The following is a 26,598-nucleotide window of genomic DNA, read 5'->3' on the forward strand; positions in this document are numbered from 1 at the left end:
CTACCGCCCTGCCCCCAGCTCATGGCACCTTGGCCTACCCCTTCTTGCCCAGCGGCAGACCCGCCCCCTGGGCACCGGCTTGCGGTTTGACGAAGACGGCGGCGGACCAGGCCCCCAGGGTCAGCTGGCCGCTGCCAGCAGCCGCGCCATTGGCGATGCTGTTGCTACCGCGATGCTTGCCACTCAACACCATGCCGGACAGATCGATGACTTGACCCTTGCCGTCACGCAAATCGCCGATGCTCTGGCTGGTGTTGGTGGCGTTGATCATCACCACCAGACCATCGATGGCAGGATCCAGATCCGCCCCTGCGCTCGCGCCGTCATCCACCGACATCACGATGAGGCCGGGGATCTGGTCCGGCCCGGTGTTGCGGAAGTCGACCCGCTTGATCACCTCGGCCCCGCTGCCAAGACGCAGCAGACGGGAGGATTGACGCAGCTCGGCCAGCTCCTGGTAGAAGCTCACCATCTGCTGCATCTCGGCCGAGCCCGGCGTGGCGTGCTGGCCGAGCACCTGCTCGATCAACGGGTAGTTGTCGCCGTCTTTATCCTTGCGTGGCAAGCCCTTGTCGAAGTTGTTGTCGCCGAGGGTGTAATCGACTCTGTTGTACCAGTCACCGGAGTCGTAGCTGTCGCGCTCCATGGACTTGGAACGCAACAGTTCGCTGCCAGCGTGGGTGAAGGGAATGCCCTGCCCCAGCATGGCGGTGGCCAGCGACACCCCCTGCATCCGTACCAGATCGGCACCTTGTGGCGCCTTGTAGACCAGGTTGTCGAACAGGGATTGGTTGTCATGCTTGGAGACGTAGTTCTGAACTTCGGTCGGATCCTGGGCATAACCCGCGGCCTGACCGTTGTAGTCGATCTCCGCCCCCTTCTTCGCCACGCCATCCTTGTCGGTCAGCACGAACGCCTTGAGATTGCCGGCCATGCCCAGACGCACCAGATCGGACTGATGCAGGGCGGTGGCAAGCTCGACCCCGTCCAGCTCGTTGGCAGCCACGAAGGCGCCATTGCCGAAGCCCTGGGCTTTGCGAATGCCTTCACCGCCGTCGAACGGGCTGCCGCCGCGCACCGCGTCCCGCAACCGGTCGGAGAAGGAGCCGATACCGGTCCCGGCCAGGTGTTGCTGGGTGGCCTGCACGAAGCGCTTGTCGTTCTCCACCTCGCCGAAGTTCCAGCCCTCGCCGTAGAAGTACATCTCGGGGTTGACCTTCTTCACCTCCGCCAGGGCCTGCACCATCTGATCCTTGGGATGGTGACCCATCAAGTCGAAGCGGAAAGCGTCGACCTTGTAGTCCCGCGCCCAGGTCACCAGGGAGTCGTCGATCAGTTTGGCGAACATGGCGTGTTCCGGCGCCGTGTTGGAGCAGCAGGTGGAGTTCTCCACCGAGCCGGTCTCGGGATTGAGGCGCTGGTAGTACCAGGGCACTATCTTGTCGAGCACGGATTTCGAGCCGAGCCCCGCCTCGTTGGTGTGGTTGTAGACCACGTCCATCACCACGTTCATGCCGATGTTCTGCTTGATGGCCTGCACCATCTCGCGGAACTCCTTGATCCGGGTCGTGCCCTCGGCGTTGGTGGCGTAGGAGCCTTCCGGGGTGGTGTAGTGGTAGGGGTCATAACCCCAGTTGAAGGAGTCCACCCCGCGCAGATAACCGTAAAGCTCCTGCACCACAGGATTCTCCTTGCTGTCGCTCATCTGCAGATCGCCAAGCACGGCCGCTATGGTCTGGCCGCCGCCGCAGTGGCTGGCAAACCTGGAGTTTTGCACCTCAGGGTTGACCTGACACAGCTTGCTGAAGTCATCCTGGAGGTTGGCGACCTTGGCCGGATCTTCGTCAATGGTGGCGATGTCGAACACCGGCAGCAGGTGCAGGTGACTGACGCCGCTCTTGGCCAGGGATTTCAGGTGGGTGACGGGGACGCTGTCGCTGTCGGTCAGGCCGAGGAACTTGCCGCGATGCTCGGCCGGAGTGGAGTCGTCGTTGCCGGTCAAGTCCCGGACATGGGCCTCATAGATGACGATATCGGCGGGATTGGCCTGGCTGTGGGGGGCTTTCAGGCTATCCCAACCTACGGGTTTGAGGGCCGGATCGTCGAGATCCACCACCTGACTGAACTCGGAGTTCATGGCCAGGCTCAGGGAGTAGGGGTCGGTCACTTGATAGGACTCCAGCTTGCGGCTGAGGGGGTGATAGACCTCGACGGCATAGCGGTAGAACTTGCCCACCAGCTCGCTGCCACCCTGCAGGCTCCAGCTGCCGCTCGCCTCATCCAGCGTCATGGCGCGCTCGCCTAGGGATTTGTGCTGCTCATCGAACAGCGCCAGCTTGACCGACTTCGCCGTCGGTGCCCAGAGCCGGAAGCTGACGTTGCCCCCTTCCGCTATGGCGCCGTAGGCCAGCTTGGTGGCGGCCTCGGCATAGACGGCATCCAGGGCGCCAGCGCTCTGTACCAGGGTCGCCGCTTGCAAGATCCCCTCCTGGTCGGTACCAATTGCCACCAACTCCCCCTTGAGCAAGGGCTTGAGGTCCTTACCGGCAGGCAAAGCGAACGCGGTGGCGTCCTTGAGGTGCGGATACTTGGCCTGCTGCGAGGTCGAGAGGCTGGTCGGGGTCAGCTTGAGGTAGGGGAAGTCAAACACTCCCTCGCCATTGGCGGTGATGGTGCCTGATTCCGTGTAGTAGAGACGCACATGGGGTTTGTCCTTGCCCCCTTGCCAGATCAGGGTGTTGCCGTCGATCAGATGGGCACTGGCCCCCGCTACCCCGAAGGCGGCGTTGAACGCCTCGGCCCGGCTGCCATAGACATCCCCCTTGCCTGCCAAGATGGCGACGGTGCGATCCGGGTGATCCTGGAAGATCACCTTCATGTCGCTGCCCGTCAGGTTGCCGAGGGAACCATCCCGGGCGATAAAGTTGATGCAGCCTTCCAGCTTGTCGAGGGGCACAACCCAGGCCGGGCCGACGCTGTCGGCACTGGCTGGCGTCTTGCTCCCATCATCCCAGCTCGCATTCAGGCCGCCGGCGGCGGTGGCGCTGCAGGCATCGTTGTTCCACAGGTGCAGGCTGTAACTGGCGAAGGGGCCATCCACCCCGCGCGCCGCGGCAGACTGGGTGTCTACCAGGGCGATCACCGCCTCATTCGGTCCCGCTACCAGCAACTCCTTGGGAGGATCCATCTTGGGCAGCCGGGCAACCGGATCGGTGCCACTACCACTGTCGTTATCGGAGCCGCTGCCATTGCCATTGCAGCCGGACAATAGGGTCAGCAGTGAGGCTGTTACCAGCGCCACCTTGGTCTTTTTCATATCCATGTTTTTTATTATTCCCGCTGTGTGAGTCCCGACGGTCGAGACGTTCAGGCCCGGTCAGTGCCGAGCAGAACCATATTAATCAGCGGCCTGGGATGCAAACGTGAGCGGTTTTGCATAAAACTCATACACTTTCAACAAGATAACGTTTTCATAACAGAAGTTGGATCGGGCTCACAGACCGGGGGACTATTTAGCCTCACAACTGGGACAAGGCGACAAAATTCAGAAAAAACCAGATTAGGATCAAATAGATAGAGAGGGTATGCCATATGACAAGGATCGAGGAGCACGCCAGGCAGCTGGACAGGGAATATCAGGCCCTCAACCAGCTGTTTAACCAATTCTGCCAGCTGGCGGGGGCCCTGGCGGAGCAGTATCACTTCTTCAGCTGGCCCGATTATGAAGAGACACCACCCCTGTGCCGAGCCTTCACCCTGCTGGGAGAGCCCCGCGAGTTGCGGCTGCGCTGCCAGCCCACCAAGCACCCTGCCCTCGACGGCCTGCTCCAGATCCTGGATGAGACCGGCACAGTCCATGCCAGCCTGAGTTTTCGCGCCGATGGTCAGCTGCAACTGGAATCGGGCCACTTGCTGGACGATCCACCCAAGCTGTTCCTCAAGCTGCTGCTGGGGGCCGTCTGGCAACACAGCGCCGTCGAGGAACACCACCCTCACCCCTAGAGGGATCGTCAGGTAACGATGGATATTCCCTGCTCGCCGCTGCACAAGGGGCTGATGAGCCCCCTCCCCCATGAGATCGCCCAAGAGCAAGAGGAGAGCACCGCCCCAGCCTGGAGCATCAGGCCTGTGCTATCTCGATGGTGAGATGCACCAGCTCCTCGTGGATGGCGAGTTGCTCGCGGATCTGCCGGGCCGGCACCGGATCCGCCATGGCCAGTGACAGCACCCCGGCATATTGCCCCTGACCGACTCGCCAGACGTGCAGATCGCGGATCTCGGCGCCGGGCAGGGTGGCGATAAGCTCGCGGATCTCCGCCACCAGGGGGGCATCCATCTCGGCATCCAGCAGTACCAGCCCGGTGTCGCGCAGCAGGCCCTTTGCCCAGACGGCCACCAGCACGGCGCCCACAATGCCCATCAGAGGATCCAGCCAGTCGGCGCCCCACAGCATGCCCCCCACCAGCGCGAAGATGGCCAGCACCGAAGTCGCCGCATCCGCCAGCACGTGCAGGTAAGCGGCACGCAGGTTCAGATCCTGATGATGATCGTGATGATCGTGGCCATGGTGACGGTCATGATGGCCGTGGTGATGATCCTCCTTGAGCAACCAGGCACAGGCCAGGTTCACCAACAGACCGAGCAAGGCGATGGCGATCGCCTGTTGGTAGTGAATGGGGCTGGGATCCAGCAGCCGAGCCACCGACTCGAATAGCATCAAGCCCGCCACTCCCACCAGCAGCAGGGCACTGGTAAAGCCCTCCAGCACTTCGATCTTCCAGGTGCCGAAGCTGAAACGATAATCCCGGGCATAATGGCGGGCGGCACGATAGGCCAGCACCGAGAGACCGAGTGCCAGCGCATGGGAGCTCATGTGCCAGCCGTCGGCCAGCAGCGCCATGGAGTTGTAGAACCAGCCACCGCTGATCTCCGCCACCATCATGATGAGAGTCAGCAGCACGGCCCAGCGGGTCTTCTGTTCGGCCAGGGGATTACCCTGATGCAAGACGGGTTGATGACAGTGATGGGTAGCGACGGATGACATGGATTTCTCCTGCGGGCTTTGATGCAATATACTATACCCCAGTATAGTTTTTTCGATCATCAGGATTTCCCATGTCACACACCATTCACGACAAGAAGAAGCTGCTGGCCCGGGTCAGACGCATCAAGGGGCAGACAGGTGCGCTGGAGAGCGCCCTGGAGCAGGGGACCGACTGCACTGCCATCTTGCAGCAGATTGCCGCCATCCGCGGCGCCGTCAACGGCCTGATGCTGGAGGTACTGGAGGGCCATATGCGCGAACACCTCGGCGCCGAAGAGGCTACCCCGGCCGAGCGGCTGGAGGATCTGGATCAGGTGGTGCGGGTACTGCGTTCCTATCTGAAATAACGAGCCTCTCCCTGGGATACGGCCAACTTGGCAGCAGCATGATTAACCGCCGGTTTCAGGCTTGAGCCCTCGTCCGCTTTACGCCATGATGGCTGCCGATCATTGATCTCCGAATTCTGGATGCAACTTCGCAAGGATCCCCCATGTTTGAACACGTCGATGCCTACGCTGGCGACCCCATACTGACCCTGGTCGAGACCTTTCACAAAGACACCCGCGAGCAGAAGGTGAACCTGGGGATCGGCCTCTATTACGACGAGCAGGGCCGCATTCCGCTGCTGACTTCCGTGCAGCAGGCCGAAGCCCAGCGGGCCGCCGCGCCGGCGCCGCGCCCCTATCAGCCAATGGAGGGCGCCGCCAACTACCGCAGCGCGGTACAGCATCTGCTGTTTGGCGCCGAGCACGCCGCCGTCAAGGCGGGTCGTATCGCCACCATCCAGACCATAGGTGGTTCGGGCGCGCTGAAGATCGGCGCCGATCTGCTCAAGCGCTATTTCCCTGCCTCAGAGGTGTGGGTCAGCAATCCGACCTGGGACAACCACAAGGCGATGTTCGAGGGAGCCGGCATCAAGGTGCACGACTACCCCTACTATGACGAAACCAGTGGTGGTCTGAACTTCGGCGCCATGATCGACTGTCTGAGCGCGCTGCCCGCCAGGAGCATAGTGCTGCTGCACCCTTGCTGTCATAACCCGACCGGCGTGGACCTCTCCCGCGCCCAATGGGATCAGGTGATCGCCCTCATCGTGGATAAAGGGCTGATTCCCTTTATGGACATCGCCTATCAGGGTTTCGGTGACGGTCTGGAGGAAGATGCCTACGCCATCCGCGCCATGCTGAACGCAGGCGTCAGCTTCTTCGTCAGCAACTCATTTTCCAAGAACCTCTCCTTCTACGGAGAGCGCTGTGGCGGCCTGTCCGTCATCTGCAAAGATGCGGAAGAGGCGAGTCGGGTACTGGGTCAGATGAAGGCGACCGTGCGTCGCAACTACTCCAGCCCGCCCACTCACGGCGGTCAAATCACCGCAGCGGTGATGACTCAGCCTGAGCTGCGCGCCCTCTGGCTCGATGAGGTGACCGAGATGCGCACCCGCATCAAGGCCATGCGCCAGAAGCTGTTCGAGGTGCTCAGCGCCAAACTGCCAGGCCGGGATCTCAGCTACTTCATCAGCCAGCGCGGCATGTTCAGCTATACCGGCCTGACCCCAAGCCAGGTCGATCGCCTGCGCGAGGAGTTCGCCGTCTATCTGGTGCGCTCGGGCCGCATGTGCGTGGCGGGGCTCAACAGCCGCAATGTGGAATACGTAGCCGACGCCTTCGCCGCCGTGCTCAAGGATTAAGACCCCGCGTATTCATTGCCGCTGACAATCCTCACGAAAGAGCCCCGCCATGGCGGGGCTCTTTCTATGGATGACGGCCTCCGCGCTCACCGCTCAGGGCAGCATTGCCCACAAGGCATGGGCGCCACCCAGCCAGCGCAGCAGGAAGAAGCCGCCCATGCCGATCACCACCACTGCCAGCGTCGGCAGCCGCAGCAGGGTCAGCAACGTCACCAGCACGGCGGCCAGCAGGTAATCCAGATCCCAGCTCAGCCCCGCCGCAGGCTCGTAGCTGAACACTATGGGCAACCAGATGGCCGTCAGCACCGACTGGGCGGAGAAGCTGAGGAAGGTGCCCATCTCCTCCCCCGGCTGATAGCGAGTCAGGCGGGAGAAAAAGGCAAAACGGTTGAAGAAGGTGATCATGGCCAGCAGGCCTATCATGAGCCAGCTCATCTCCGGCGTCCTCCCCATTGCAGCGCGGAATCCCATGGGGTTGAAGGTACAGAAACGCGGATCGCTGCCCCCTTTATCACGTTGTTCATCGTCAATCCCTCGCCCGTTGCAACAGATATCCCACCAGCATGCCCGCCAGGGAGGAGATGATGATGTACACCTCGGCAAACCAGTGCTTGGTGATGACAGCCAGACCGCCGCTGACCAGGGTGGCGGCCACCATGGGCACACTCTTCATGGCCGGGATCGTCATGGCAATAAAGGTGGCGGCGATGGCAAAGTCGAGGCCGAGTTGTTCCAACCCCTGAATGTACTGGCCAGCGGCGATGCCGACCAGGGTCGCCAGGTTCCAGAACAGGTAGAAGACCACCCCGGCTACCAGGGCATAGGCGGGATTGAATACCCCCTGATGCTCCCTGTCTTTGAGGGCCACCGCAAACATCTCATCGGTGAGAAAGAAGGCGAGCCCGACACGCCAGCGCAGCGGCAGCCCTATCACCTCGCGCCTGAAGGTAAAGCCATACAGGAAGTGCTGGGAGGTGATGACGAAGGTAGAGCCCAGGATAGGCAACAGAGGGGTTCCCGCCCCGATCAGGGTGCTGGCAGAGAGCTGGGCCGCCCCGGCGAATACCAGCAGTGACATCAGCTGTGCCTGCAGGGGGCTCAGCCCCACCTGCAGCGCCAAGGCGCCGCAGAGGATCCCCCAGGGCACCACGGACACCGAGAGCGGCAATATATCCAGACTGGCCCGCACCAGGAGCGGGCGGGAGAAGCGAGAGGCGCTGGCTGCGTGCTGCGCGGAATTGACGGCCATATCTGTATTCCACTGCATAAAAAGGAGCAAGCAAACTACCACAGTCAAGGGATGAACTCTAACCCGGCGGGCGTCATTCAAGCCATTGATACATCACCCGGCTTAGCCCCTGGCAGCACAGCTGGTTAAGGCTGCTCACGCACTGCGTTCACGACGGTGACATATTTGCAGACACCCGGGCGCCATGACAGATATCTAGGCCGCCAGCGATGGCTGGTATAACGTCGCTTTAGCTGCTCCTATGAATAGGTGTGCCTGCCAGCGTTCATCAATCCGTCACCTTTGTGCACCATAAACAAACGAGCACGCGCCCCGTGACCCTCTTTACAAACTCGTAAATAGCTTCTTTATTAATCTTATATAAAACAATATATTGATATTTAACGACCTTTTTCATCCATTACCCGAAAAAAGACAAGTGGTTAAGCCTGGGGACAGGTAAATAATTAAAGAATGCCCTCCTAAAAATTACCGATACTTGATGACCTAACCTCACTTCCATCATGAGAGCCTGATATGCAACAAGATACTAACCCCGAACTGGAACGCCGCTTGTTTAACAAGCTGTTGGATGTGCTTATCAAGGCTGGTCTGATCCTGGCGCTGGTCATCACCTGCTACGGTATTTTTTCCCCCTTCCTGACCCTGATGTTATGGGCCCTGATCCTGGCAGTCACCCTCTACCCCTTCCACCAGAAGCTGGCGGCGCGACTGGGTAACCGCCAGGGGCGGGCAGCCACCCTGCTGGTGCTGTGCGGCATAGTCCTGATCGTGGGGCCAACGGCGGTACTGACCAGCTCCCTGGCCGATACCATCACGGGTTTCGTCCATGACATGAAGGCCAACAGCCTGGTGATCCCCATGCCCGCTGAATCCGTGGGCACCTGGCCCATCGTCGGCAAAAAGGTCTACGCCGTCTGGCATCAGGCTGCGACCGATCTGCCCGCCTTTATTCAGAGCATGCAGCCCAAGATAGGTAACCTGGCCAAGACAGCCCTCGGCATGGTGGCCAGCATGGGCACCGGCATGCTCCAGTTTATCCTCTCCTTCGCGGTCGCTGGCATCATCATGGCCTACGGCTTGCCGGGTCAACGGAGCGCGCGCGCCATCTCGGCCCGCATCATGGGTGAGCATCGTGGTGACGAATTCGCCACCCTCTGCACCGCGACCATACGCGCCGTGGCACAAGGGGTCATCGGGGTCGCCTTCATCCAGGCCATCTTGCTCGGTCTCTCGGTCGCCATCGCCGGTATTCCCGCCCCTGGCGTGATTGCGCTGATTGCGCTGATCCTGGGCATTGCCCAGATCCCGGCCGCCGTCATCTTCATTCCCTGCGTCATTTATATCTGGAGCAGCGGCGACTACGCGACTGCCCCAGCCGTTGCCTACACAGTGCTGCTGGTGATCTCAGGTCTGGCCGACAACGTGCTCAAGCCTCTGCTGCTCGGTCGCGGCGTCGATGCGCCCATGCCGATCATTCTGTTGGGCGCCCTGGGTGGCATGGTGTCAAGCGGCATACTCGGCATGTTCGTCGGGGCGGCCCTGCTCGCCATCGGCTACCAGATCTTCATGACCTGGGTAGCAGGGGATCATCTCACTCCGCTGAGCCGCAACACCCAGGAGACAGAGCAGCAAGATGCCCCCTGAACCATCGTCAGCCAACACAGATAGCATCAGTTACCGCAGGGCGCCCTTAGGGGTCGCCCTGTTCGGTAGTCTATTGCTGAGTGCTTGTACCACCCTCGGGCCCGACTATGTCAGGCCAGAGGGTGGTCCCGTTAGCCAGTGGCAGGGAGGCTCCCTCGGCCAGACTCAGGCCCAAAAATCAGCCGTAGCGCTTGATGAGTGGTGGACCCAGCTTCAGGATCCCGTGCTCAATAGCCTGGTACAGGAGGCCCTGACCAAGAACCCTAATGTGCGGATCGCAGGCCTGCGCATTCTGGAAGCCAGGGCACAACTTGGCATCGCCGATGCCAGTCGTTATCCCCAGCTGCAACAGGTGAGCGGCAGCGCCCTGCAGACAGGGCAGGTGCGGGACGGACCCGACAGTCACTTCATGAGCTATGGCCTGGGTGCCAATCTCGGCTGGGAGATCGACTTCTGGGGTAAATTCCAGCGCAGCATAGAGGCGGCCGACGCCAGCTACTTCTCGACCCTCGCGCAATATGATGATGTGCAGGTGTTGATGGCAGCCCAGGTGGCCAGCCTCTATGTCAACATCCGCACCCTGGAGTCGCGCCTGCAGATCTCCCGGGACAACGCCCAGTTGCAAAAGCGCAGCCTGGAGATCACCGAGAAGCTGTTCAAGAGCGGCAACAGCGATGAGCTGGACGTACAGCAGGCCAAGACCCAATACCTGAGTACGCTCTCCGGTATTCCCTCCCTTGAGGCCAGTCTGCGTCAGGGGCAAAACGCCCTGAGCACCCTGCTGGCCCGCGCCCCCGGTCCCCTGCCGGAGATGAGTGCCGACATTGGCATCATCCCTCACGCCAAACTTACCTTGGCGGCAGACTTGCCAGCGGATCTTATCCGCCGCAGACCGGATGTGCGCAGTGCCGAGCGGCTGATGGCGGCACAATCCGCCCTGATAGGCGTGAGCGAGGCGGAGCTCTACCCCTCCCTCACCCTGCTCGGTTCGGTCGGCCTGTCGGCCACCTCCTTGTCGGGCAGCAGCTCTACCCTGGACTGGGGCATAGGCCCCAGTTTCAAGTGGAATGTGTTTGACCATGGCCTGCTCAGCAATGCGGTGCTGGTGCAAGATGCCCGCTTCCAGCAGCTCAAGGAGAGCTACCAGAATACCCTGCTCGGCGCCGCGCGCGAGATCGACGATGCCGCCATAGGGTTTGCCAAGAATGAAGAGCAGATAGCGCTGCTTGAGCAGACCGAGCAGGCTGCCCGCCGCTCCCTCGACATCGCCAATATCCGTTACCGGGAAGGCATGGCGGACTTCCAGCGGGTGCTCGACTCCCAGCGGGCCCTGTTCAGCCAGCAAGAGCGTCTGGTCAGCAGCCGCGGCAATGTGATGCTCAGCCTGATCTCCCTCTACAAGGCAATGGGGGGAGGTTGGCAGCAAGGGCGAAATCGTCCACTGCTCGATGCACAGAGCCAGCAAGAGATGCAATCGCGCAGTGATTGGGGTCCATTGTTGACCGATCCGCTGCCCACTGCCGATGCCCCCTAACAAGATGACGAGAAGACCATGAGCCAAGATACCCCCATGCCCCCCGCCAATCCGCCAGCGTCGCCGCCCAGCCCTCAGCCGGGCAAGGGGAGCCGTATCGGCACCCTGCTGCTGCTTGCCCTGATCGCCATCAGCCTGCTGTGGTACTTCACCGCCGATCGTCTGACCCCTTATAGCTCCCAGGCCAGGGTGCAGGCCTTCGTGGTGCCCATCGCCGCCCAGGTCTCGGGTCAGGTGCAGCAGGTACTGGTGCAGAACAACCAGGATGTCGCGCTCGGTCAGCCGCTGTTCGAGATAGATCCCAGTCAGTATCAGATAGCCCTGCAGAGGGCCAAATCCGACTACGATTCGGTGTCGCGCTCGGTCAATGCGGCGGGGGCCGGTGTCATTGCCGCCGAAGCCTCCTTGCAGGCCGCCAAGGCCAATCGTCTCAAGGCCGAGCAAGACGCCAATCGCCAGGAGCGGCTCTATGCCGAGGATCCCGGAGCCATCTCGGTACGTCGCCTCGAAGTAGCCCGCGCCACTCGGGTGCAGGCCCAGAGTCAGGTCAAGGCCGCCGAAGCCAGCCTGATCCAGGCCAAGGAAGCCGCCGGCAATAGTGGCGACAACAACTCCCAGCTCATCAGCGCTCGCTCCGCCATCGAAAAAGCAGAGCTGGATCTCAGTCACACCCGGGTACTGGCCCCCTCCCGCGGCCTGGTCACCGACCTGCGCACCGATGCCGGTCAGTTCACCTCGGCCGGCACCCCGGCCATGACGCTCATCGCCATCCATGACGTCTGGATCAGTGCCGACATGACGGAGAACAACCTGGGTAATCTGGCTCCCGGCAATGAGGTAGCCATAGTGCTGGACGTCATGCCGGGCCGGGTATTCAAGGGCAAGATCCGCAGTCTGGGCAACGGGGTCAGTTCGGGTTCGCAGAGTGCGGCTGGCAGTCTGCCCACGGTGGAAAACAACCGTGACTGGCTACGTCAGGCTCAGCGTTTCCCGGTCGCCATCGAGTTTGAAAAAGATGAGCTCAAGGATATTCAAGGGATCCGGGTCGGCGGCCAGGCCGAAGTGCTGGTATACAGCGGCGACAACTGGCTGATGAATGGCCTGGGGGTATGCTTCATCAAGTTGATGAGCCTGCTCTCCTACCTCTATTGAGCGGAGAACGAATGCGATACGGAGCGACACCCTGATGCACAGGGCCGACAAAGCAGTACTGCGACTCACGTTGGGCATGGGCCTCAGTGTCATGGTGACCTACGGCCTGGCCCTGCCTCAGCCTCACTTGAGTTGTCTGGTGGTGATACTGCTGCTGTGCAAACCGGGCCCTCCTCTGCCCCTGCTCAAGGGGTTGCTGATGGGAGGGGTGCTCATGGTGCTGATGGCCAGCGGCGTGCTGATGGTTCCCCTGCTTGAACACTATGGGGTCAGTGCCCTGCTGCTGATTGCCCTGATACTGTTTGGCCTCTTCTACTCCGGCCTCAAGAGTGGCAACCCCTTACTGACGCTACTGGTCATCACCTTCACTCTGATCCCGGTAGCCGGGGTGGCGGATCAGGCCCTCGCCTTCATGGTGATCCAGGCGCTGGCAACCGGGGTCATGCTGGGGGCCTTCATCGGCACCGTCTCTCACAATCTGTTTCCCGATGAACCGAGCCAGGCTGCCAAGCCTGGCTACCTCAGCCCGGAGAACGCAGGCTGGGTCGCACTGCGGGCCGTCATCATAGTGCTGCCGGTCCTGGTGTTGGCGCTGCAAGACCCCTCCCACTATCTGGCTGCCATCATGAAGACGGTCGCACTTAGCCAGCAGGCCTGTACCACCAATGCCCGCAATGCAGGCAAGGAGCTGATAGGCTCGACCCTGGTCGGCGCCCTGGTCGCCGCCATTGCCTGGTCCGGGCTCGCACTCTGGCCCAATCTGTGGATGCTGATGCTATGGATCATGGCCACCAGCCTCTGGCTCGGCGTGCGACTATTCAGGATAAAAATGAGCCGGGTTGCCCCCTCCTTCTGGAGCAACGCCTTGATGACCATGATGATACTGCTGGGCCCGGCCATTCAGGACAGCGCCAACGGCAAGGATGTACTGCAGGCATCCCTGTTCAGACTGGGCCTTTTCCTGCTCGTCGCCTGCTACGCCTGGGGAGCGGTCTGGATACTTGAGCGCTGGCGCGCGAGCAGGCGATCCCCACAGACACTCAACCACGAGACGATGCCATGATCTTGATGAACCTGCTGGTGGGCTTGCCCACCATGCTCATTTGCCTCTCGTTGCAAGCCACAGTGACCTTCTGGGCCGTGCGCTTCTATATCAACCAGGTTCACAACAACACCACTCCGGGTTGGCTGGGGCGTGGTGTCGGCCCCCTGCTGGTTGTCATGGTGTTGCTGATGCTGGGTAATTTCATCCAGATCACGCTCTGGGGCACCTTGTTCCTGACCCTGGGGGAATTTACCCAGCTCTATGACGCCATCTACCACTCCGGGGTCAACTTCACCTCTCTCGGCTATGGCGACATAGTGATGAGTCATCACTGGAAGATGCTGGGCCCGCTCGAAGCCGCCAATGGCGTGCTGATGTTTGGCATGACGGGTGCTGCACTGATGGCCGTGCTGCAGGCGTTGATAAAGGCCCAGATAAGAGAGAGGGTCAAACTGGATTGAGACGACCAGCACCCCAATAAAAACGGCAGGCCAATGGCCTGCCGTTTTTATTCATCCAGCCCCTCAGGGGTTGATGATAATGGGGGTGCCCGGTTCGATGGCGCTCCACACCTCATCCATGTCCTTGTTGAGCATGGCGATGCAACCATTGGTCCAGTTGGACGGCTGCAAGCTGGAGCCATTGCCGTTGCGCTGGCCGTGGATCATGATCATGCCACCCGGCCTGACGCCCAGCTCGTTGGCCGTCTTGATATCGTCCAGACTCGGGTAGTTGATGTGGATGGCACGATAGAAGTTTGAGTCACTCTTCTTGTAATCCAGGGTATAGCGCCCCTCGGGGGTACGCTGATCCCCTTCTCGCTGCTTGTGTCCCCTGGGGGCTGGTCCCAGGGCTATCCAGTAGCGTTTCAACTCCTTGCCATCCTTCATCAGGCTCAGGCTATAGGAGGACTTGTTCACGACGACCATGTCGGCACTCATGCCCATACTGGCAAAGCTCAACGCGGGCCACAGGCCCAGCACACATAATATTACGGCTCTCATTCCATCCCTCGACGAGCCTCTGTTGCGGGCTCTTGACAGTACAACATCTGAATACCAGCGCTGGCTGGCGTGCGTCATCATATTGGATCGCCATCAATACTCAATATACCCAGAGAAACATATCAGGCGCCATTATGAGTCCATTTCGCGCGTCAGATTGGAAACCATAATCAAATCAGATGAGTAGCCAGGAGATATCGCCAGTGGGTCCGGCGACCTACCCGCAGATGGATGCAAGGCCGACCGGAGGAGCAAGGGTGCCAGTGGCCTGTGCACCTGAAGGTGTGCAGAGGATCCCAAGGGCGGGCATGGGCAGAGGAAGAGTCTGACAATACGGATGCATTGGTCGATCAGGTCAGATAAGAAACATGCACTTTGTTCCCTCCTTGACGGCTGACCCCAGATGAAAGCGCTGTGCCCCCGAGGGACACAGCACTTTGGCTCAATCAAACAACACCGTGACTGGCAGTCCCTCGACCAGCAAGCCCTGAGGCAGCTTTTCATCCAGTGACAAGGCGACCTTGAGTGTCGCCTTCTCCCCCTCGAACGGGGCGGCCAGTTGAGCCGGCAACTTGTCGGCCAGCTCTACCGGTCTGGCAACCCTGGCTGCCAAACGCTCTCCGCTTGGCAACTTGACGATCGCCTTGTGGCCCGTCTCCATCGAGGAGAGGTATTTTGGCAACACATACGCGATGACCAGGGGATCCTCATGCTTGGAGATCAGAGCAAGCGGTGCGCCCGAAAAGACCCAGTCACCCTCTTGCACCAGCACATCGGAGACTCTTCCCGTTGCCGGAGCCTGGGGCTGTTGCTGCCTTGCCGTGGCTTCCATCTCCGTTAGCTCCTGCTCCAGAGAGTGGCGAGCACTGGCCAATGGCCCCGTCAGGTGATCCTCTTGGATCTGCAACTCTTGCAGCGTCTTTTCTGACCTGGCCTTCTGCAGAAAAATGCGCGATTGAGTCCAGCTCAGCAGAGAGCTGGCATACTCGGCACTGGAGACCAGTTTTTCCTTCCTGTAATTCGCATACTCCTTGTAAATCCCCTCCTGCTCACGGGTGCCCCGATCGGCGATGGCGATCTGCTCATCCAGGTTGTGCAATATCGCCTGCTCGGCACTCCCCTTGTCCAGTTCGATCGCTTTCAGCCGGGCCTTGCGCCCTTCGATGTTGGCCATGAGCGTCGGTGACTCGAACCGCATCAATGTATCCCCTTGCAAGACGGACTGGCCGGGAGACATATAGATGCTGCGGATGAAACCATCACCATTGGCGACCACCAGCTGGGGTTCGGTGGTGATGATGGCTGGCGCCTGGGTCAGCCACCACTCTCGTCCCAGATACCAGAGCAGTATGATAACGGGGCTGAATGCCAGCAGCAGGATGAGATACCAGCGAAGCCGAAATGCGATGCGCTTGGCAGGGGCATACAACACCCGGATCCCTTCATCCGAGGTGGCATCCCGTTTCTTGGGGGGATTGAACGTGACTTTCATCAGAATTTGTTTCCTCGTTTTAATACCCACCAAGGCGCCATGCTGCTCTCTTCATGACCGCGTCGGAATATTTCATTGAGCAGAGCCACGGCGCACCACAGGCGCATCAGCAAGGTATAGACAGGGTACAGACACAACCATGGCAGCATGCGCAGATCCCTGTTGGGCCGCTCGGATATGGCGAGCAGAAATACCAGAAAATTGACCAGGGTGAGGAACAGATAGACCAGATAGAGACACAGCATCAAGGCAGTCACAAACTGGCCCGGATAGCTGAACACCAGCCACCAGCTGTATCCCATGACCAGCAGGGGCATCACCACGTTTTGCGCCACCCCATAGACCAGGGTGAACAGGAAGGTCTTCCATCCCAAGATGCGTGGCGTCAGCGACAACTTGTGCTTGCGCAGGTAAAGAAACAGCAGATCCCCATCCCAGCGCAGACGCTGGTTTGCCAGAGTCATCAGATCCGCAGGTGCATCCGTGTGACCTATGGCCCTGGGGGCGAACCCTATCTTCAGGTTGGGGTGGCGCTTGAGGTAGTGCTTGATCCGCACCGTCAGATCCAGATCCTCCGCCGTGTGGGTATCCCAACCACCAATCTGGCGCAGGAAGTCGCGGCGAAATGCCCCGAACGCCCCCGAAATATTATTGATCAGGTTCCATTCGCTCAGACCCGTCTTGCCTCCCTGCATGGAGATCATGTACTCGATCCCCTGCATTCGGGTGAGCAGGCCATCGCGCAAGTTACGCACCCTCAACGCACCGCCGACGGCCGGCACATCCGGATCATCGAAACAGGCCACCATCTCGTCGATCATGTTGTTGTCGAAGGAGGTGTCCCCGTCGGCATTCATCACTATCTCGCCGGTTGCCGCAGACAAGCCAGCATTGAGCGTCGATACCCGCCCACCACGCTGCCACTTGGGCAACAGCACCAGGGTACGCGTCTCGCATCCCTGAAATTCGGCGATGCAGTTCAAGGCAGCCTGATAGGTATGGGCGTTGGCCTTGGCACCATCGATCACCGCGATGATCTCCAGATGACCGCGATAAAGCTGCTCCTTGAGGGTCAGGATAGTGGATCGGATCGCCTCCCCCTCCCCATAGCAGGTGATGATGCAGGAGACCTTGGGACAGCGACGTGACAACGGCAGATCGGAGGCTTTGGGCACCTGACGGGAAAACCATTTGAGGATCCCGGTCAGCGTCAATGCCATCAGGGGCACCTCCATCAACAGCAGCATGGGCAGCAGCAGCAGGATCATCCTGGGTGAAAATTGCAGGCTGCCCAGGATCTCGGTCAGGATGTAACGGATAGTACTCATCCACTCAGGCATTCGGGAGGCTCCCATCCAACCAGTGGCTCAGCCAGACGCCAGCATCTTCACCCAGGGCGGTGGGCAGCGACTGTACCTTCACATTCAGCGTCAGCGCATCCAGTCCTTCAACGCTGTTGAGTGCCAGGATCCGCCCTTGCAGGACCTGCCAATCCTCCACACTGGTATGCGGCAACAGCAGCAACAGCTGATCGTCGGCATACTGGCACACCACATCGGTATCCCGGAACAGTGCCTGCAGACGGGCCAGCAGGGCAGCCAACCGCTGCTGGGTTTTCAACAGGCCCAACTCGGCGCGCAGCTCAGCAAGATGTTCGATCCGGATTGCCAGCAGGGTATGGTGACCGCCATGGCGCTGCAGCAGGCTGTTGTTCCACTGCAACAGCCAGGGGAAATGATCCATTGCCATGGGCGTCCCCCAGGTCAGGGGAATATGTAACTGCTGGATACCCTCGCGGGCTATATGGCGAGCCAATTTGCCGATGCGATACTCATAAATGGGCGCCACCACCAGATCGTCTGGCTTGTGGGCCTGGCCACACTCATGGCATCGCGCCAGAACGGCGGCCTCCATAAAACGGGCATGGCAAGAGAGGCAGCGGTACTTCTCCAGTGGCCGATCATAGTCGACTCCGATGTGACGCAGGGTTGTCACGCACTTGGGACAACGCATGACACCCTGCTGCATGAAGGCATCCTGATCATCCACATGGCCACAGGTGAAACAGTGCACCGCTGGCTTGGCCTGAATGGCGATATGGGAGCACTCCGGGCACACATCGACGAAATTGAGGTGAGCCGAGTTGCAGCTGTTGCACAAGCGCACCCGATCAACCAGTTGCTCATGTTGCAACAACCGTTCGGAAACCAGTTGTGGTAAGGATGCCCCGGCATCGGCTCCCAACAAGCAATCCAGCAGCGGATAGCTGTATCCCTGACGACAACCGGCCTGCCAGCGTGGCAGCAGGCGAAACCACGCACGGGGCCAGCTGTACCAGGCCAGCTTTTCCATGTCATCCGGATGCTCACGCGGCGTCAGCAGCGCCAAACGTTCCAGCATGTCGGGCACCCGCTCATCCAGCTGTGGCATAAGACCATCCGCCAGCATGGGAGAGAGCGGACTCTGCAATACGCAGAACACGGGATAGAGGTAGCGGGAAGGATCCCGGCGAACCGCCTGCAGCACCCGGTCTTGCTCATCGGCAGGCAGATTGAGCAGCAGCACAGGTTGCCGTGCCGGATCCCACAGGGAGAGATCGAGGAGAGACTGGGTAACACGATCCACCGCGCCTCCCAGCAGCGCAATCTGGCCGGGTTGTTCACTCATGATCATCATTGGGGAAATACCCTCTTTCCATTCGCTGGCATATTAGAGACCAAGTTAATAAACGGAACGACCTGTTGGCTGTCACCATCAAGGCCAGGGCAATACCGCTGGTATGGGTATTACCCTGGCCGGTGCAGCATCGGCAGGATTGTCAACGTTCTCGACAGATAGCATGAAACAGGCGGACGCACTGGAAGGGTTGAGAGCTGACGCCATTTTCATGTGCGGCTCAGCCATCTCGAGGACAAGAGATCTGAAGCTTTTCGAACCCGATTCACATCGGGGGTGGCGAAGTGGCCGATTTAGAGTCTGGCTGGGAATTAGTCAATGGGACGAGGCAATCTCCCTGCCATGACCCCGGATAGAGAGAGGGGGTTTATTTTCAGGATGAAGAAATTGCCCCTCGCCACAATACACTGCCATGGCTGGGGATATTGGAGTTGCCCTCTCAAAATGCATCCCATTGAACAAATAGTTTGTTACAACAATTAACAGCTTACAGAAAAAAGCATTGCGACAGAAATAGTCGCAATGCCGATATCAGCGCATGTCATCAAGGCCGGGCAGGTAGCGCAATGAGAAGAACCAGCGCTGGCTGCCGCAGCGAGTGGGGGCCGCCCAGAGTGCCCGTTGCTGTTGTTCAGGCAAAGGCTCGGCCTGAAAGGTACCGCTCTCACCTTGCTGGACAAACAGCTCATGAACCAGACCCGCCACTCGCCCCTCACAGGGTTCGAGGGCGCTCAGGTAGAGCCCTCGTTCTGCGGGGCTCAAGACCCCGGTACCGCTGCCATCCTGCACCATCAGATTCACCCCCTGGCCTGCCAGGCGAGTCAGCAGTTCCCGATAAGCTTGCGGACTCATCTTGCCCGTAAAGAAGCTGCTGATATAAACGGGGGCTGTGCTTAGTTCGCGCAGCCCCTTGACCGAGCGAGCCAGATGCTGAGCCAGCAACTGCTGGCGCTGGGGGTCGCGCCAATTGAGATCATCCAACTCGGCCGGCAGATACCAGCCGGCGATGCGATCCTTGCCAAGGCGCTCTTGCCACACCTTGGCCAGGGCCAGATTGCGGCTCTCCTGCTGCCCGAGATAACGCGTGAGCAGACCACCACTCTGATCCTGACGCTGGAAGAACTCAGGGTCCGAGTAGAGCCCCAGGATCAGGGTTAAACCTGCTGCCTGGGCACGCTGTAGCCGGGCCGCCAACCAGTCGCTCTGTTCAGGCTGCTCGAAGGCATCACCATAGCGGGTCCACTGCACCACCAGGGTATCGAAGCCATGCTGTTTCACCTTGGCCACTATCTGATCCCAACGGGCTTCGCTCAGAGCGGCATCCCGCAGCTGGGGCTGATAGAAAATGCCCTGGCTGGCCTGGGCTGGCAACACCATCCACATCAGGAGCAGCATCATACCCTTTATCAATTGCCTCATTACCACCTCACTCCCATGGTCATCATCAGGGTGCCCTTGTCATACTCCTCGCCGGTCTCTAACTCTTTCAGGTCTTGATCACTCTTCAACCGCCGTTGGTACTCGAGCCCCAGACTCAGCTTGTGGGGCCAGGCGTCGTATGTCGTCTCCCCAAACCAGTGATTCCAGCGCACACCGACCCCGCCTATCAGCAGCCTGTAGTCATCAGAGCCCGAGGAGAACTCCTGGATACTGCCATCGTCATCTTTGACATAATCCTTGTCGGAACTCTTGTCATTCCAATACAAATGCCCCTGCAGGTGAGCGTAAGGCTCGATGGTATCCCCCCACCGGATCTTGTGGTGATAGCTGAGCCGGTAGTCGGCCACCAGACTCGTCTGTTGTGAGCGCAGATAGCGGGCCCCATCCAGATAGAGATTCTGGGCCCACCAACCGCTCTCCCCCAGATGCCATTCGTCGCTGTATTGACCCTCGTTGAGGAAGGAGGCACTGGCCCGGAGCAGGGTGTCATGTTCGCCCCCCTGGCTGCGGTTGAGCGGCAGCAACTCTTCGGCCGCCAGGAAGAGGGCCTGATCACCCAGCGGCTTCCAGCGCAGCCCCACCCCCAGAGAGGGGTTCCGGAAGTCGAGCGGATTGCTACTACTCTCATCCACATAAGTCCCATCGTCTTCCCCACCTTCATCGAGGTGGTAGAGCCGCTGGCTCTGGCTGCTGCCATAGAGGCGGCCATAGACGGAGAGGGTCTTGCCATTGCGAATGGGCTCCTCGCCGAGCCGGTACTCCACCTCGGTCTGGGCATAGCTCCGGGCCACGCTGTTGGCACCAATGCCGCTCACCGTGCCCTGACCGTTCCCCGTCCAGGCATCGAAGCTCATGGTCCAGCGCCGGCCCAGATCCTCGTGCAACCGCCTCAGGTCATACCGCAGTTGCGCCGATTGCTCGCCGTCGATCGCCTTGGCCGCATAGTCCCGCGCCTTCTGGTTATGAGCCAGTGACTGGTTGATGTAGGTCAGCTGCTCGGCAAGTTCGGTGTCTCCCGGCCGGTAGAGCGGCTCCAGCCAGTCACTGGCTGCCTGCCGCTCATCATTGTTGAGCAAGGCATAGCCATAGGCGAGCTGGTATTCCCTGTTGTCTGGTTCGAGTCGATTGGCCGCCCGCAACGCATCACGGGCCTGGGGCCTGTGGCCGAGCCGCTGCTGATGTTGGGCCAGCTCGGCATAGTCTTGCGCCGCGGGCGCCAGGGCGATGGCCCGACCCAGGCTGGCAATGGCTTGCTCATCTTGCTGGGTACGGGCCAGGGCGCGCCAGTAATCGCCATCCTGGGGCAAACCAGCCTGCTGGTACTGGTTCAGCCATTGCCGTGCCTGAGGCAGATCCCCGGCCTCCAGCGCCGAGCGAATGGCGGCCATCTGCTCCTGCTCATCCCGGGCCAGTGTCACTTGCTGCCAAGCCTGCAGCGCCGCATCAAAGTGGCGGTTTTCATAGGCTTGATAGGCAAGCTGACGCCTGTCCTGGGGCAAACCGAAGCTGGCCGCCCGGGCGAAGGCATATTCGGCCAGCCCTGGTTTACTCTGGCGATAACAACTGCCGAGGGCACGCCAGCTGTCGGCATCATAATCAGCGCTGAGATCCCCCAGCACCCGCACCACCCCATCGCACTGACCCGACTGGGCGAGCAGAGTCGCTTGCAGGCTGCGCAAGGCCGGGGTCGGCAGCGGGTCAGACAGGCGTGCGGGCAGTGCTGGCGCCCCAGCCTGCCCCTGCAGCAGGGTCAGGCGCCTGATCAGGGTCTCTCGCCCGGCCTGGCTGGCGCCCCTATAGGGCCAGTAATCGATGAGCAGGGCACGACTCGCCGCCAGTTGCCCCCTCTGTTGCAGCTGGTAGCTCACCCGCTCCAGGGCGGCCATGGGCTGGCGCGACTCACGCACCAGTTTGCGCCCATCTCGCGCCAATTTATCCCACTGCCGCTGATGCAGGGCCAGCTCAAACCCAAGTTCGGCGCTGGCTTGCCCTGGCGACTTGGCGAGCAGATGTTCCATCTCCTGCCAACGCCCCTCACGTCGCAGGACCGGCAGCATCAAGCCGATATAAAAATCCTGATTTTCAGTAAATTGCAGAGTCTGATCGCTCTTGAGGGTGCCGTTGTTGGCGGCCAACTGCAGCCATTCACGCTCCTGGGCTGCACGCGCAAAATTCGGCGTGCGGGCCTGCTGATAATGGGTCAGCGCCTCTTTATTGCCCCCCTTGCCAAGGGCCAGGGCGATGGCAAGGTCGAGTTCGCCATCCTGCATGGGCAGCCGGCGACGCAGGGCGACGGCCTGCTCTACCTTCCCCTCGGTCAGCAGCATGGTGACCCACTGCTTCTGCTCACCCTGACCCAGCTTGCCTGCCCGATCGAGCCAGGCAAACTGCTCTGCGGCCAGAGGCCACTCTTGCTCCCCCAAGGCGCGTTGCAACAAGTCATGACGCAGGCTCAACCCCTGGGGACTGTTGGCCAGTTCCGCCTCTTGCAGCGCAGCCGCCAATCCGTTCAAGTCATCGCCGAGCAAGGATCGCTCGGCACGGGCCACCTTGCATTCGAGCAGGCCACAGGCCGGATCCAGTGGATCCTTGCGCTGCAACCCCTCGGCGAAGGCGAGCAACTCGCTATCTTGCGGGGTGATGGCCAGCTGCTGCGCTATCACTGCCGCGGCTTGTTTATCCTGACCAAATTTCTCGTAGGCTCGCGCCAGGTAGAGGGCAATCACGGGATTCTTGGGCTGCAGCTTGCGGGCTTGCTCGAACTCGGCGATAGCACTGTCACGATGGCCCCGCGCCAGGGCAGAGAAGCCCTTCTGCAGATGGGGATAGAGCACGAAGCGCTGATAGCTGCTGACATCGGGCCCCAGTTCGTAGTCGACCTGGGCCGCCAGGGCCCCCTGACCCAGCAAGATGCCACATAAGGCAAAGACAACAGGGCGCATCAGACAACTTCCTTCTGGTAGTGGCACAGTAACTGATCGTCGATGCCAGCCTCTCGCAGCAGCTCAGCCAGATCGTGCTGATACACCTGTTGCAAGGCCTGAGCCTGGCTCAACACCGACTCACTGATCACCTCTTGTTCGACCAGGAAATGGGCCAGGGTGGCCTCACTGCGCTCATGCCGCAGCAACAGGGAGCGCAGCGCAGCCTCGTCGATGTGACCGAGGGAGATAAGGATCTCGGGCAGCATGACCTGGCTCGCCAGATAGCGGGTCCAGATTTCGCCAAGCTGAGCGTCATCAAGCAAGCCATCGGCCAGCACTTTTTGCAGCAACCGCTTAGGATCCTGACGCTGGCCACGCACGTACCAGCGCCGCAGCCCCACTGTCACCTCACCCTTGCAGGCGATCACATAGGAAACCGGAGACTTGAGCTTGCGGGACAGGGCGCCGAGGGAAACCGGGTCGAGATAGGTCTCGCAGGCGAGGATCAAGACGCCGTGCTCGATGCGCAGCGGCAAGACACTGTAGTGCACAGCAACGTTGGGGGAGACCTTCTGCAGCAAGCTTTTGGGCAGGGCATAGGCATCCACATGCTCCCAGGCCACCCCGCTCTGCTCGGCCACCCCGGCCGCCAGCTGCTCGCTGTCTATCCAGCCCTGGTGTACCAGGCTGCTGCCCAGACGCAGGCCGGGTTCGCGGTTCAACAGCGCCTGTTCCAGCTGGGCCCGGCTCAAGACCCCCTGGCTCACCAGTATCTGACCCAGGGGACGACGGGCGCGGTTCTCTTCTCCCAGGCTTGGGAAATCATGGGTGGTCTTGTCCCAGGCGACCCGGCGTGGGTCCCCCTGGGCGATGATCTGGGAGAGGGCACGCCAGTTCGCCATAAAGTTGATGATGTTGCCCCAAAACAGCCGGGGTAAGGACATCAGCCCCTGCATCAATCCGTAGTAGCGGGTCACGAAGATAAGGCGCTGCAACATGCGATTCAGCATCAGGAACATATTGATCCAGAGCAGGGTCACCAGCCAGCTGTCGCCCTCGAAGATCGAGAGGAAATAATAGGGATCGGGCGCCAGCCACTGATACAGGATCAGCGCCAGCAGTTGCAGCAGGATCAGGCTGGCGGAGAAGCTGAGGAAATTGGTCAGCGCCCCCTTGCGATCCCGCCACAGGAAGTAGTTGAGCCGCCAGTTGCTGCTCCACTTGTGGGTTTTGAACCCCTGATAGACGATGCCGATGATCCAGCGAGACTTCTGGCGCACCGCCGTCTGGAAGGTATCGGGAAAATATTCGCGCACGCAGATGACATTGGTGTCCCGCTCGTGCATCCCGAATCGCCACCGCTGATTCGGGGTGCTCCTGGCTTCCCGGATCACCGGGAAGCGGACGAACACCTCCTCCATTCCCTTCTCCTTGAGGCGAAAGCCGATGTCATAATCTTCGGTCAGGCTCTGCACATCGAAGGCGATACCGTCACCATCTTCCAGCAGGGCTATGATGGCGCGGCGGCTAAAGCAGGTGCCGACCCCGGCGCTCGGTACCTGCCCCGAGACGGCCTCACGCACCGGCACATCCTTGCTGTGCAGTTCCGCGAACTCGTCCAGATAGTGGAGGCTGGTGAAGTTGTACCAGGGACGCTCGAAGGGGTAGACGGGGATCTGGATCAGATCCTTGCGCTCCACCAGATAATTGAACAGCCGCAACTCCATGTCGGAGATGACATCCTCGGCATCGTGCAGGATAAAACCGGCAAACGACAGGTTGGCCTTGCGCTCAAACTGGAAGATGGCATCGAGCACATTGTTGAGGCAATCCGCCTTGCTGGTCGGGCCGGGACGAGCACAGACCACCTTGTGCACGTTGGGGAAGCGGGCACAGACCTCATCCACGTCCTTCTGGGTATCGGGATCATTGGGATAGGTGCCGACGAAAATCTGGTAATTTTCGTAATCAAAGCGCGTCGCGGCCAGCTCAGCCATCTGGCCAATGACGCCGGTTTCGTGCCAGGCAGGCACCATGATGGCCAGCGGCTGCTCCTCCCGCTCGTAGAGTGCCTGATACTCCAGTCGATCGTGGCGACGATAGACAGTCAAGCGGCGCCAGCTGGTGCGCAGCCAGTAGATGATGTCGATGAAGAGATCATCCACCCCGCTTATCAACATGGCGACAGCTACCACTATGGCAATCAGTTTCAGAGCATAGAGATAGGTGGCAATGCCATCAACCAACCAAAATTCCGGCATCATCATTACCCCAGCAAGACGTCAGCCATGATGCCGACGATACGTGCACAGGCCTGACCATCCCCAAACGGATTCGCCATGGCACGGGGGGCAAAATCCCCGGCCTGCCACAACTCGGTCACCCGTTTGACGATCCGCTCCTCGTCCGTGCCCATCAGCTCGGCATAACCCGACTCCACGGCCTCGGGCCGCTCGGTCTCTTCGCGCAATACCAGCAAGGGGACCCCGAAGGTGGGCGCCTCTTCCTGCAAGCCGCCAGAATCCGTCATCACCAGCCAGGCATCGGCAATGGCCTGCTGCATGGCCAGGTAATCGAGCGGCTCGGTCAGGGTGACATTGGGCAAGTGCCCGAGCAGGGGATAGACCACCTGCTTGATGACGGGATTGAGGTGCACGGGGAAGAGCACTTGCATCTCGGGATTGGCTTGGGCGAGACGCGCGATGGCACGGCAAATCCCGGCCACTTCATCACCCCAGTTTTCTCGCCTGTGCACCGTGACCAGCAGATGGCCGGGCTGAGGTTTGTGCCGGTTCAGGCCATGACGCTCTGCGGCCCACAGCTGGGCATCGATGACGGTGTTGCCGGTCACATGTACCCGCTCTGCCGGAACTTGCTCGGCCAACAGGCAGGCGCTGGCCCCCTCGGTCGGAGCCAGGTGCAGACTAGCGATGCGGCCAATCATCTGACGTAGCCCCTCTTCGGGGAAAGGCCTATCGAGGCGGTAGGTGCGCAGTCCCGCCTCCACGTGGGCCACGGGAACCTGATGGTAGAAGCCGGTCAAGGCGCCGAGGAAGGCGCTCTCGGTATCCCCTTGTACTATCACCATGTCCCATTGCGCTTGCGCCATCAGGGCCTCAAGCTGACCACGGCAGCCTTGGCTGAATTCGAACAGGCTGGCCCCCTGGCGGGTCAAGCTCCAATCCGGCGTGATATCAAAGCAATCGAGGAGCTGAGTCGCCATGCTGTCGTGCTGGCCGGTGTGCACCCAGCGCACATCGGCCCAGGGTGCCTGCTTGAGCCCATGATAGAGGGGGGCCATCTTGATTATTTCCGGGCGAGTACCCGATACCATCATGATCTTTTTCATCGCAACGAACTCCGTTCATAGACTGACATCACAGCAGGAGTCTAGACGACCAACATGTCATTGGTTCGCACTCACTGCCGGATAATATCAATAGATTACAAGTCTCTAGGGAGGGTCAGCAAGTCAATGGGGCTTACTCATCCGACGGATGCTCGCCCGATAGATATCCAGATGCCATGAGTCAGGCGGGTACTTGTCTCTACAACAGCACCCTGTTCGCACGACCCTTGCGGAGTCGGCCATCATCATGAATGGATATGGAACGAGATATAGCGGCAGATCGTCGAACCCTCGTCACAGGCAGCCCAGCCATCTCGAGAGGGAGATCTGTGACTTTCCGAGCCCGGTTCACACC

General features: G+C 60.4%; 19 protein-coding genes and 1 pseudogene. 8 read left to right on the forward strand and 12 right to left on the reverse strand.

The window, feature by feature from the left end:
- Nucleotides 1–40: 40 nt before the first annotated feature.
- Nucleotides 41–3,322: pseudogene (gene pulA, locus KYK33_RS17500) on the reverse strand (pullulanase-type alpha-1,6-glucosidase); the annotation flags it as partial.
- A 269-nt stretch (nt 3,323–3,591) separates the two neighbouring features.
- Here pulA and KYK33_RS17505 point away from each other — a divergent pair.
- Nucleotides 3,592–4,002, forward strand: a complete 411-nt coding sequence (locus KYK33_RS17505; RefSeq protein WP_042044241.1) for a hypothetical protein — start codon at nt 3,592–3,594, stop codon at nt 4,000–4,002.
- A gap of 118 nt (nt 4,003–4,120) precedes the next feature.
- On the opposite strand, the gene dmeF is transcribed toward KYK33_RS17505, so the two are convergent.
- Nucleotides 4,121–5,044: a CDF family Co(II)/Ni(II) efflux transporter DmeF gene (dmeF, locus tag KYK33_RS17510; protein WP_224431333.1), complete on the reverse strand. Its 924-nt coding sequence runs from the start codon at nt 5,042–5,044 to the stop codon at nt 4,121–4,123.
- Between the two features lie 71 nt (nt 5,045–5,115).
- On the opposite strand from dmeF, the gene KYK33_RS17515 reads away from it, so the two are divergent.
- Nucleotides 5,116–5,391 carry a metal/formaldehyde-sensitive transcriptional repressor gene (locus KYK33_RS17515; protein WP_224431334.1) on the forward strand — a complete coding sequence of 92 codons (276 nt, stop codon included), beginning with the start codon at nt 5,116–5,118 and terminating at the stop codon, nt 5,389–5,391.
- 143 nt (nt 5,392–5,534) lie between these two features.
- Nucleotides 5,535–6,731, forward strand: coding sequence for an amino acid aminotransferase (locus KYK33_RS17520; protein WP_224431335.1), 1,197 nt, complete (start codon nt 5,535–5,537; stop codon nt 6,729–6,731).
- A 93-nt stretch (nt 6,732–6,824) separates the two neighbouring features.
- On the opposite strand, the gene KYK33_RS17525 is transcribed toward KYK33_RS17520, so the two are convergent.
- Nucleotides 6,825–7,166 (reverse strand): AzlD domain-containing protein, encoded by a 342-nt coding sequence (locus KYK33_RS17525; RefSeq protein WP_042044246.1) that lies wholly within the window; start codon nt 7,164–7,166, stop codon nt 6,825–6,827.
- A gap of 91 nt (nt 7,167–7,257) precedes the next feature.
- Nucleotides 7,258–7,980, reverse strand: coding sequence for an AzlC family ABC transporter permease (locus tag KYK33_RS17530; protein ID WP_042044247.1), 723 nt, complete (start codon nt 7,978–7,980; stop codon nt 7,258–7,260).
- 516 nt (nt 7,981–8,496) lie between these two features.
- Between KYK33_RS17530 and KYK33_RS17535 the strand changes: the two genes are divergently transcribed.
- Genes KYK33_RS17535 through KYK33_RS17555 form a run of 5 tightly spaced genes read left to right on the forward strand, consistent with a single transcriptional unit; the run spans nt 8,497 to nt 13,819 of the window.
- Complete coding sequence (locus KYK33_RS17535; RefSeq protein WP_042044248.1) at nt 8,497–9,627, forward strand: AI-2E family transporter; 1,131 nt, start codon at nt 8,497–8,499, stop codon at nt 9,625–9,627.
- Nucleotides 9,617–11,161, forward strand: coding sequence for an efflux transporter outer membrane subunit (locus KYK33_RS17540; RefSeq protein WP_052448275.1), 1,545 nt, complete (start codon nt 9,617–9,619; stop codon nt 11,159–11,161). The genes KYK33_RS17535 and KYK33_RS17540 overlap by 11 nt, the downstream gene beginning before the upstream one ends.
- An 18-nt stretch (nt 11,162–11,179) precedes the next feature.
- On the forward strand, nt 11,180–12,313 hold the full coding sequence (locus KYK33_RS17545; RefSeq protein WP_224431336.1) for an HlyD family secretion protein: 1,134 nt from the start codon (nt 11,180–11,182) through the stop codon (nt 12,311–12,313).
- Nucleotides 12,314–12,347: 34 nt separating this feature from the next.
- Entirely contained in the window at nt 12,348–13,376 is a 1,029-nt protein-coding gene (locus KYK33_RS17550; protein ID WP_224431337.1) for a DUF2955 domain-containing protein, read from the forward strand.
- Nucleotides 13,373–13,819: an ion channel gene (locus tag KYK33_RS17555; RefSeq protein WP_224431338.1), complete on the forward strand. Its 447-nt coding sequence runs from the start codon at nt 13,373–13,375 to the stop codon at nt 13,817–13,819. Before KYK33_RS17550 ends, KYK33_RS17555 begins: the two co-directional genes overlap by 4 nt.
- A 63-nt stretch (nt 13,820–13,882) precedes the next feature.
- Here KYK33_RS17555 and KYK33_RS17560 read toward each other — a convergent pair whose 3' ends face one another.
- The 8 genes from KYK33_RS17560 to wecB form a co-directional block, all read right to left on the reverse strand.
- Nucleotides 13,883–14,362, reverse strand: coding sequence for a L,D-transpeptidase family protein (locus KYK33_RS17560; RefSeq protein WP_224431339.1), 480 nt, complete (start codon nt 14,360–14,362; stop codon nt 13,883–13,885).
- 442 nt (nt 14,363–14,804) lie between these two features.
- Nucleotides 14,805–15,854, reverse strand: coding sequence for an HlyD family secretion protein (locus KYK33_RS17565; RefSeq protein WP_224431340.1), 1,050 nt, complete (start codon nt 15,852–15,854; stop codon nt 14,805–14,807).
- Complete coding sequence (locus KYK33_RS17570; RefSeq protein ID WP_224431341.1) at nt 15,854–17,194, reverse strand: glycosyltransferase family 2 protein; 1,341 nt, start codon at nt 17,192–17,194, stop codon at nt 15,854–15,856. The genes KYK33_RS17565 and KYK33_RS17570 overlap by 1 nt, the downstream gene beginning before the upstream one ends.
- Nucleotides 17,187–18,530 carry a TackOD1 domain-containing metal-binding protein gene (locus KYK33_RS17575; protein WP_396021366.1) on the reverse strand — a complete coding sequence of 448 codons (1,344 nt, stop codon included), beginning with the start codon at nt 18,528–18,530 and terminating at the stop codon, nt 17,187–17,189. Before KYK33_RS17575 ends, KYK33_RS17570 begins: the two co-directional genes overlap by 8 nt.
- 531 nt (nt 18,531–19,061) lie before the next feature.
- On the reverse strand, nt 19,062–19,928 hold the full coding sequence (locus KYK33_RS17580; protein ID WP_224431343.1) for a DUF4434 domain-containing protein: 867 nt from the start codon (nt 19,926–19,928) through the stop codon (nt 19,062–19,064).
- A 20-nt stretch (nt 19,929–19,948) separates the two neighbouring features.
- Entirely contained in the window at nt 19,949–22,912 is a 2,964-nt protein-coding gene (locus KYK33_RS17585; protein WP_224431344.1) for an NfrA family protein, read from the reverse strand.
- A complete protein-coding gene (gene nfrB, locus KYK33_RS17590) occupies nt 22,912–25,158 on the reverse strand; it encodes a cyclic di-3',5'-guanylate-activated glycosyltransferase NfrB (RefSeq protein WP_224431345.1) in 2,247 nt (748 codons plus the stop codon). The genes KYK33_RS17585 and nfrB overlap by 1 nt, the downstream gene beginning before the upstream one ends.
- Before the next feature lie 2 nt (nt 25,159–25,160).
- Complete coding sequence (wecB, locus tag KYK33_RS17595; protein ID WP_224431346.1) at nt 25,161–26,243, reverse strand: non-hydrolyzing UDP-N-acetylglucosamine 2-epimerase; 1,083 nt, start codon at nt 26,241–26,243, stop codon at nt 25,161–25,163.
- Nucleotides 26,244–26,598 lie beyond the last annotated feature (355 nt).

Source organism: Aeromonas rivuli, from assembly GCF_020149575.1.
Classification (GTDB): domain Bacteria; phylum Pseudomonadota; class Gammaproteobacteria; order Enterobacterales; family Aeromonadaceae; genus Aeromonas; species Aeromonas rivuli.

Excerpts from the sequence above, each read along its gene's own strand:
- KYK33_RS17550 (WP_224431337.1), top strand. The coding sequence starts at position 12,348 with ATGCACAGGGCCGACAAAGCAGTACTGCGACTCACGTTGGGCATGGGC.
- KYK33_RS17545 (WP_224431336.1), top strand. The coding sequence starts at position 11,180 with ATGAGCCAAGATACCCCCATGCCCCCCGCCAATCCGCCAGCGTCGCCG.
- KYK33_RS17540 (WP_052448275.1), top strand. The coding sequence starts at position 9,617 with ATGCCCCCTGAACCATCGTCAGCCAACACAGATAGCATCAGTTACCGC.
- KYK33_RS17530 (WP_042044247.1), bottom strand. The coding sequence starts at position 7,980 with ATGGCCGTCAATTCCGCGCAGCACGCAGCCAGCGCCTCTCGCTTCTCC.
- dmeF (WP_224431333.1), bottom strand. The coding sequence starts at position 5,044 with ATGTCATCCGTCGCTACCCATCACTGTCATCAACCCGTCTTGCATCAG.
- KYK33_RS17575 (WP_396021366.1), bottom strand. The coding sequence starts at position 18,530 with ATGATGATCATGAGTGAACAACCCGGCCAGATTGCGCTGCTGGGAGGC.
- KYK33_RS17585 (WP_224431344.1), bottom strand. The coding sequence starts at position 22,912 with ATGCGCCCTGTTGTCTTTGCCTTATGTGGCATCTTGCTGGGTCAGGGG.
- KYK33_RS17525 (WP_042044246.1), bottom strand. The coding sequence starts at position 7,166 with ATGAGCTGGCTCATGATAGGCCTGCTGGCCATGATCACCTTCTTCAAC.
- KYK33_RS17505 (WP_042044241.1), top strand. The coding sequence starts at position 3,592 with ATGACAAGGATCGAGGAGCACGCCAGGCAGCTGGACAGGGAATATCAG.
- KYK33_RS17565 (WP_224431340.1), bottom strand. The coding sequence starts at position 15,854 with ATGAAAGTCACGTTCAATCCCCCCAAGAAACGGGATGCCACCTCGGAT.
- KYK33_RS17560 (WP_224431339.1), bottom strand. The coding sequence starts at position 14,362 with ATGAGAGCCGTAATATTATGTGTGCTGGGCCTGTGGCCCGCGTTGAGC.
- KYK33_RS17515 (WP_224431334.1), top strand. The coding sequence starts at position 5,116 with ATGTCACACACCATTCACGACAAGAAGAAGCTGCTGGCCCGGGTCAGA.
- KYK33_RS17520 (WP_224431335.1), top strand. The coding sequence starts at position 5,535 with ATGTTTGAACACGTCGATGCCTACGCTGGCGACCCCATACTGACCCTG.
- KYK33_RS17570 (WP_224431341.1), bottom strand. The coding sequence starts at position 17,194 with ATGCCTGAGTGGATGAGTACTATCCGTTACATCCTGACCGAGATCCTG.
- KYK33_RS17555 (WP_224431338.1), top strand. The coding sequence starts at position 13,373 with ATGATCTTGATGAACCTGCTGGTGGGCTTGCCCACCATGCTCATTTGC.
- KYK33_RS17535 (WP_042044248.1), top strand. The coding sequence starts at position 8,497 with ATGCAACAAGATACTAACCCCGAACTGGAACGCCGCTTGTTTAACAAG.
- nfrB (WP_224431345.1), bottom strand. The coding sequence starts at position 25,158 with ATGATGCCGGAATTTTGGTTGGTTGATGGCATTGCCACCTATCTCTAT.
- wecB (WP_224431346.1), bottom strand. The coding sequence starts at position 26,243 with ATGAAAAAGATCATGATGGTATCGGGTACTCGCCCGGAAATAATCAAG.
- KYK33_RS17580 (WP_224431343.1), bottom strand. The coding sequence starts at position 19,928 with ATGATGCTGCTCCTGATGTGGATGGTGTTGCCAGCCCAGGCCAGCCAG.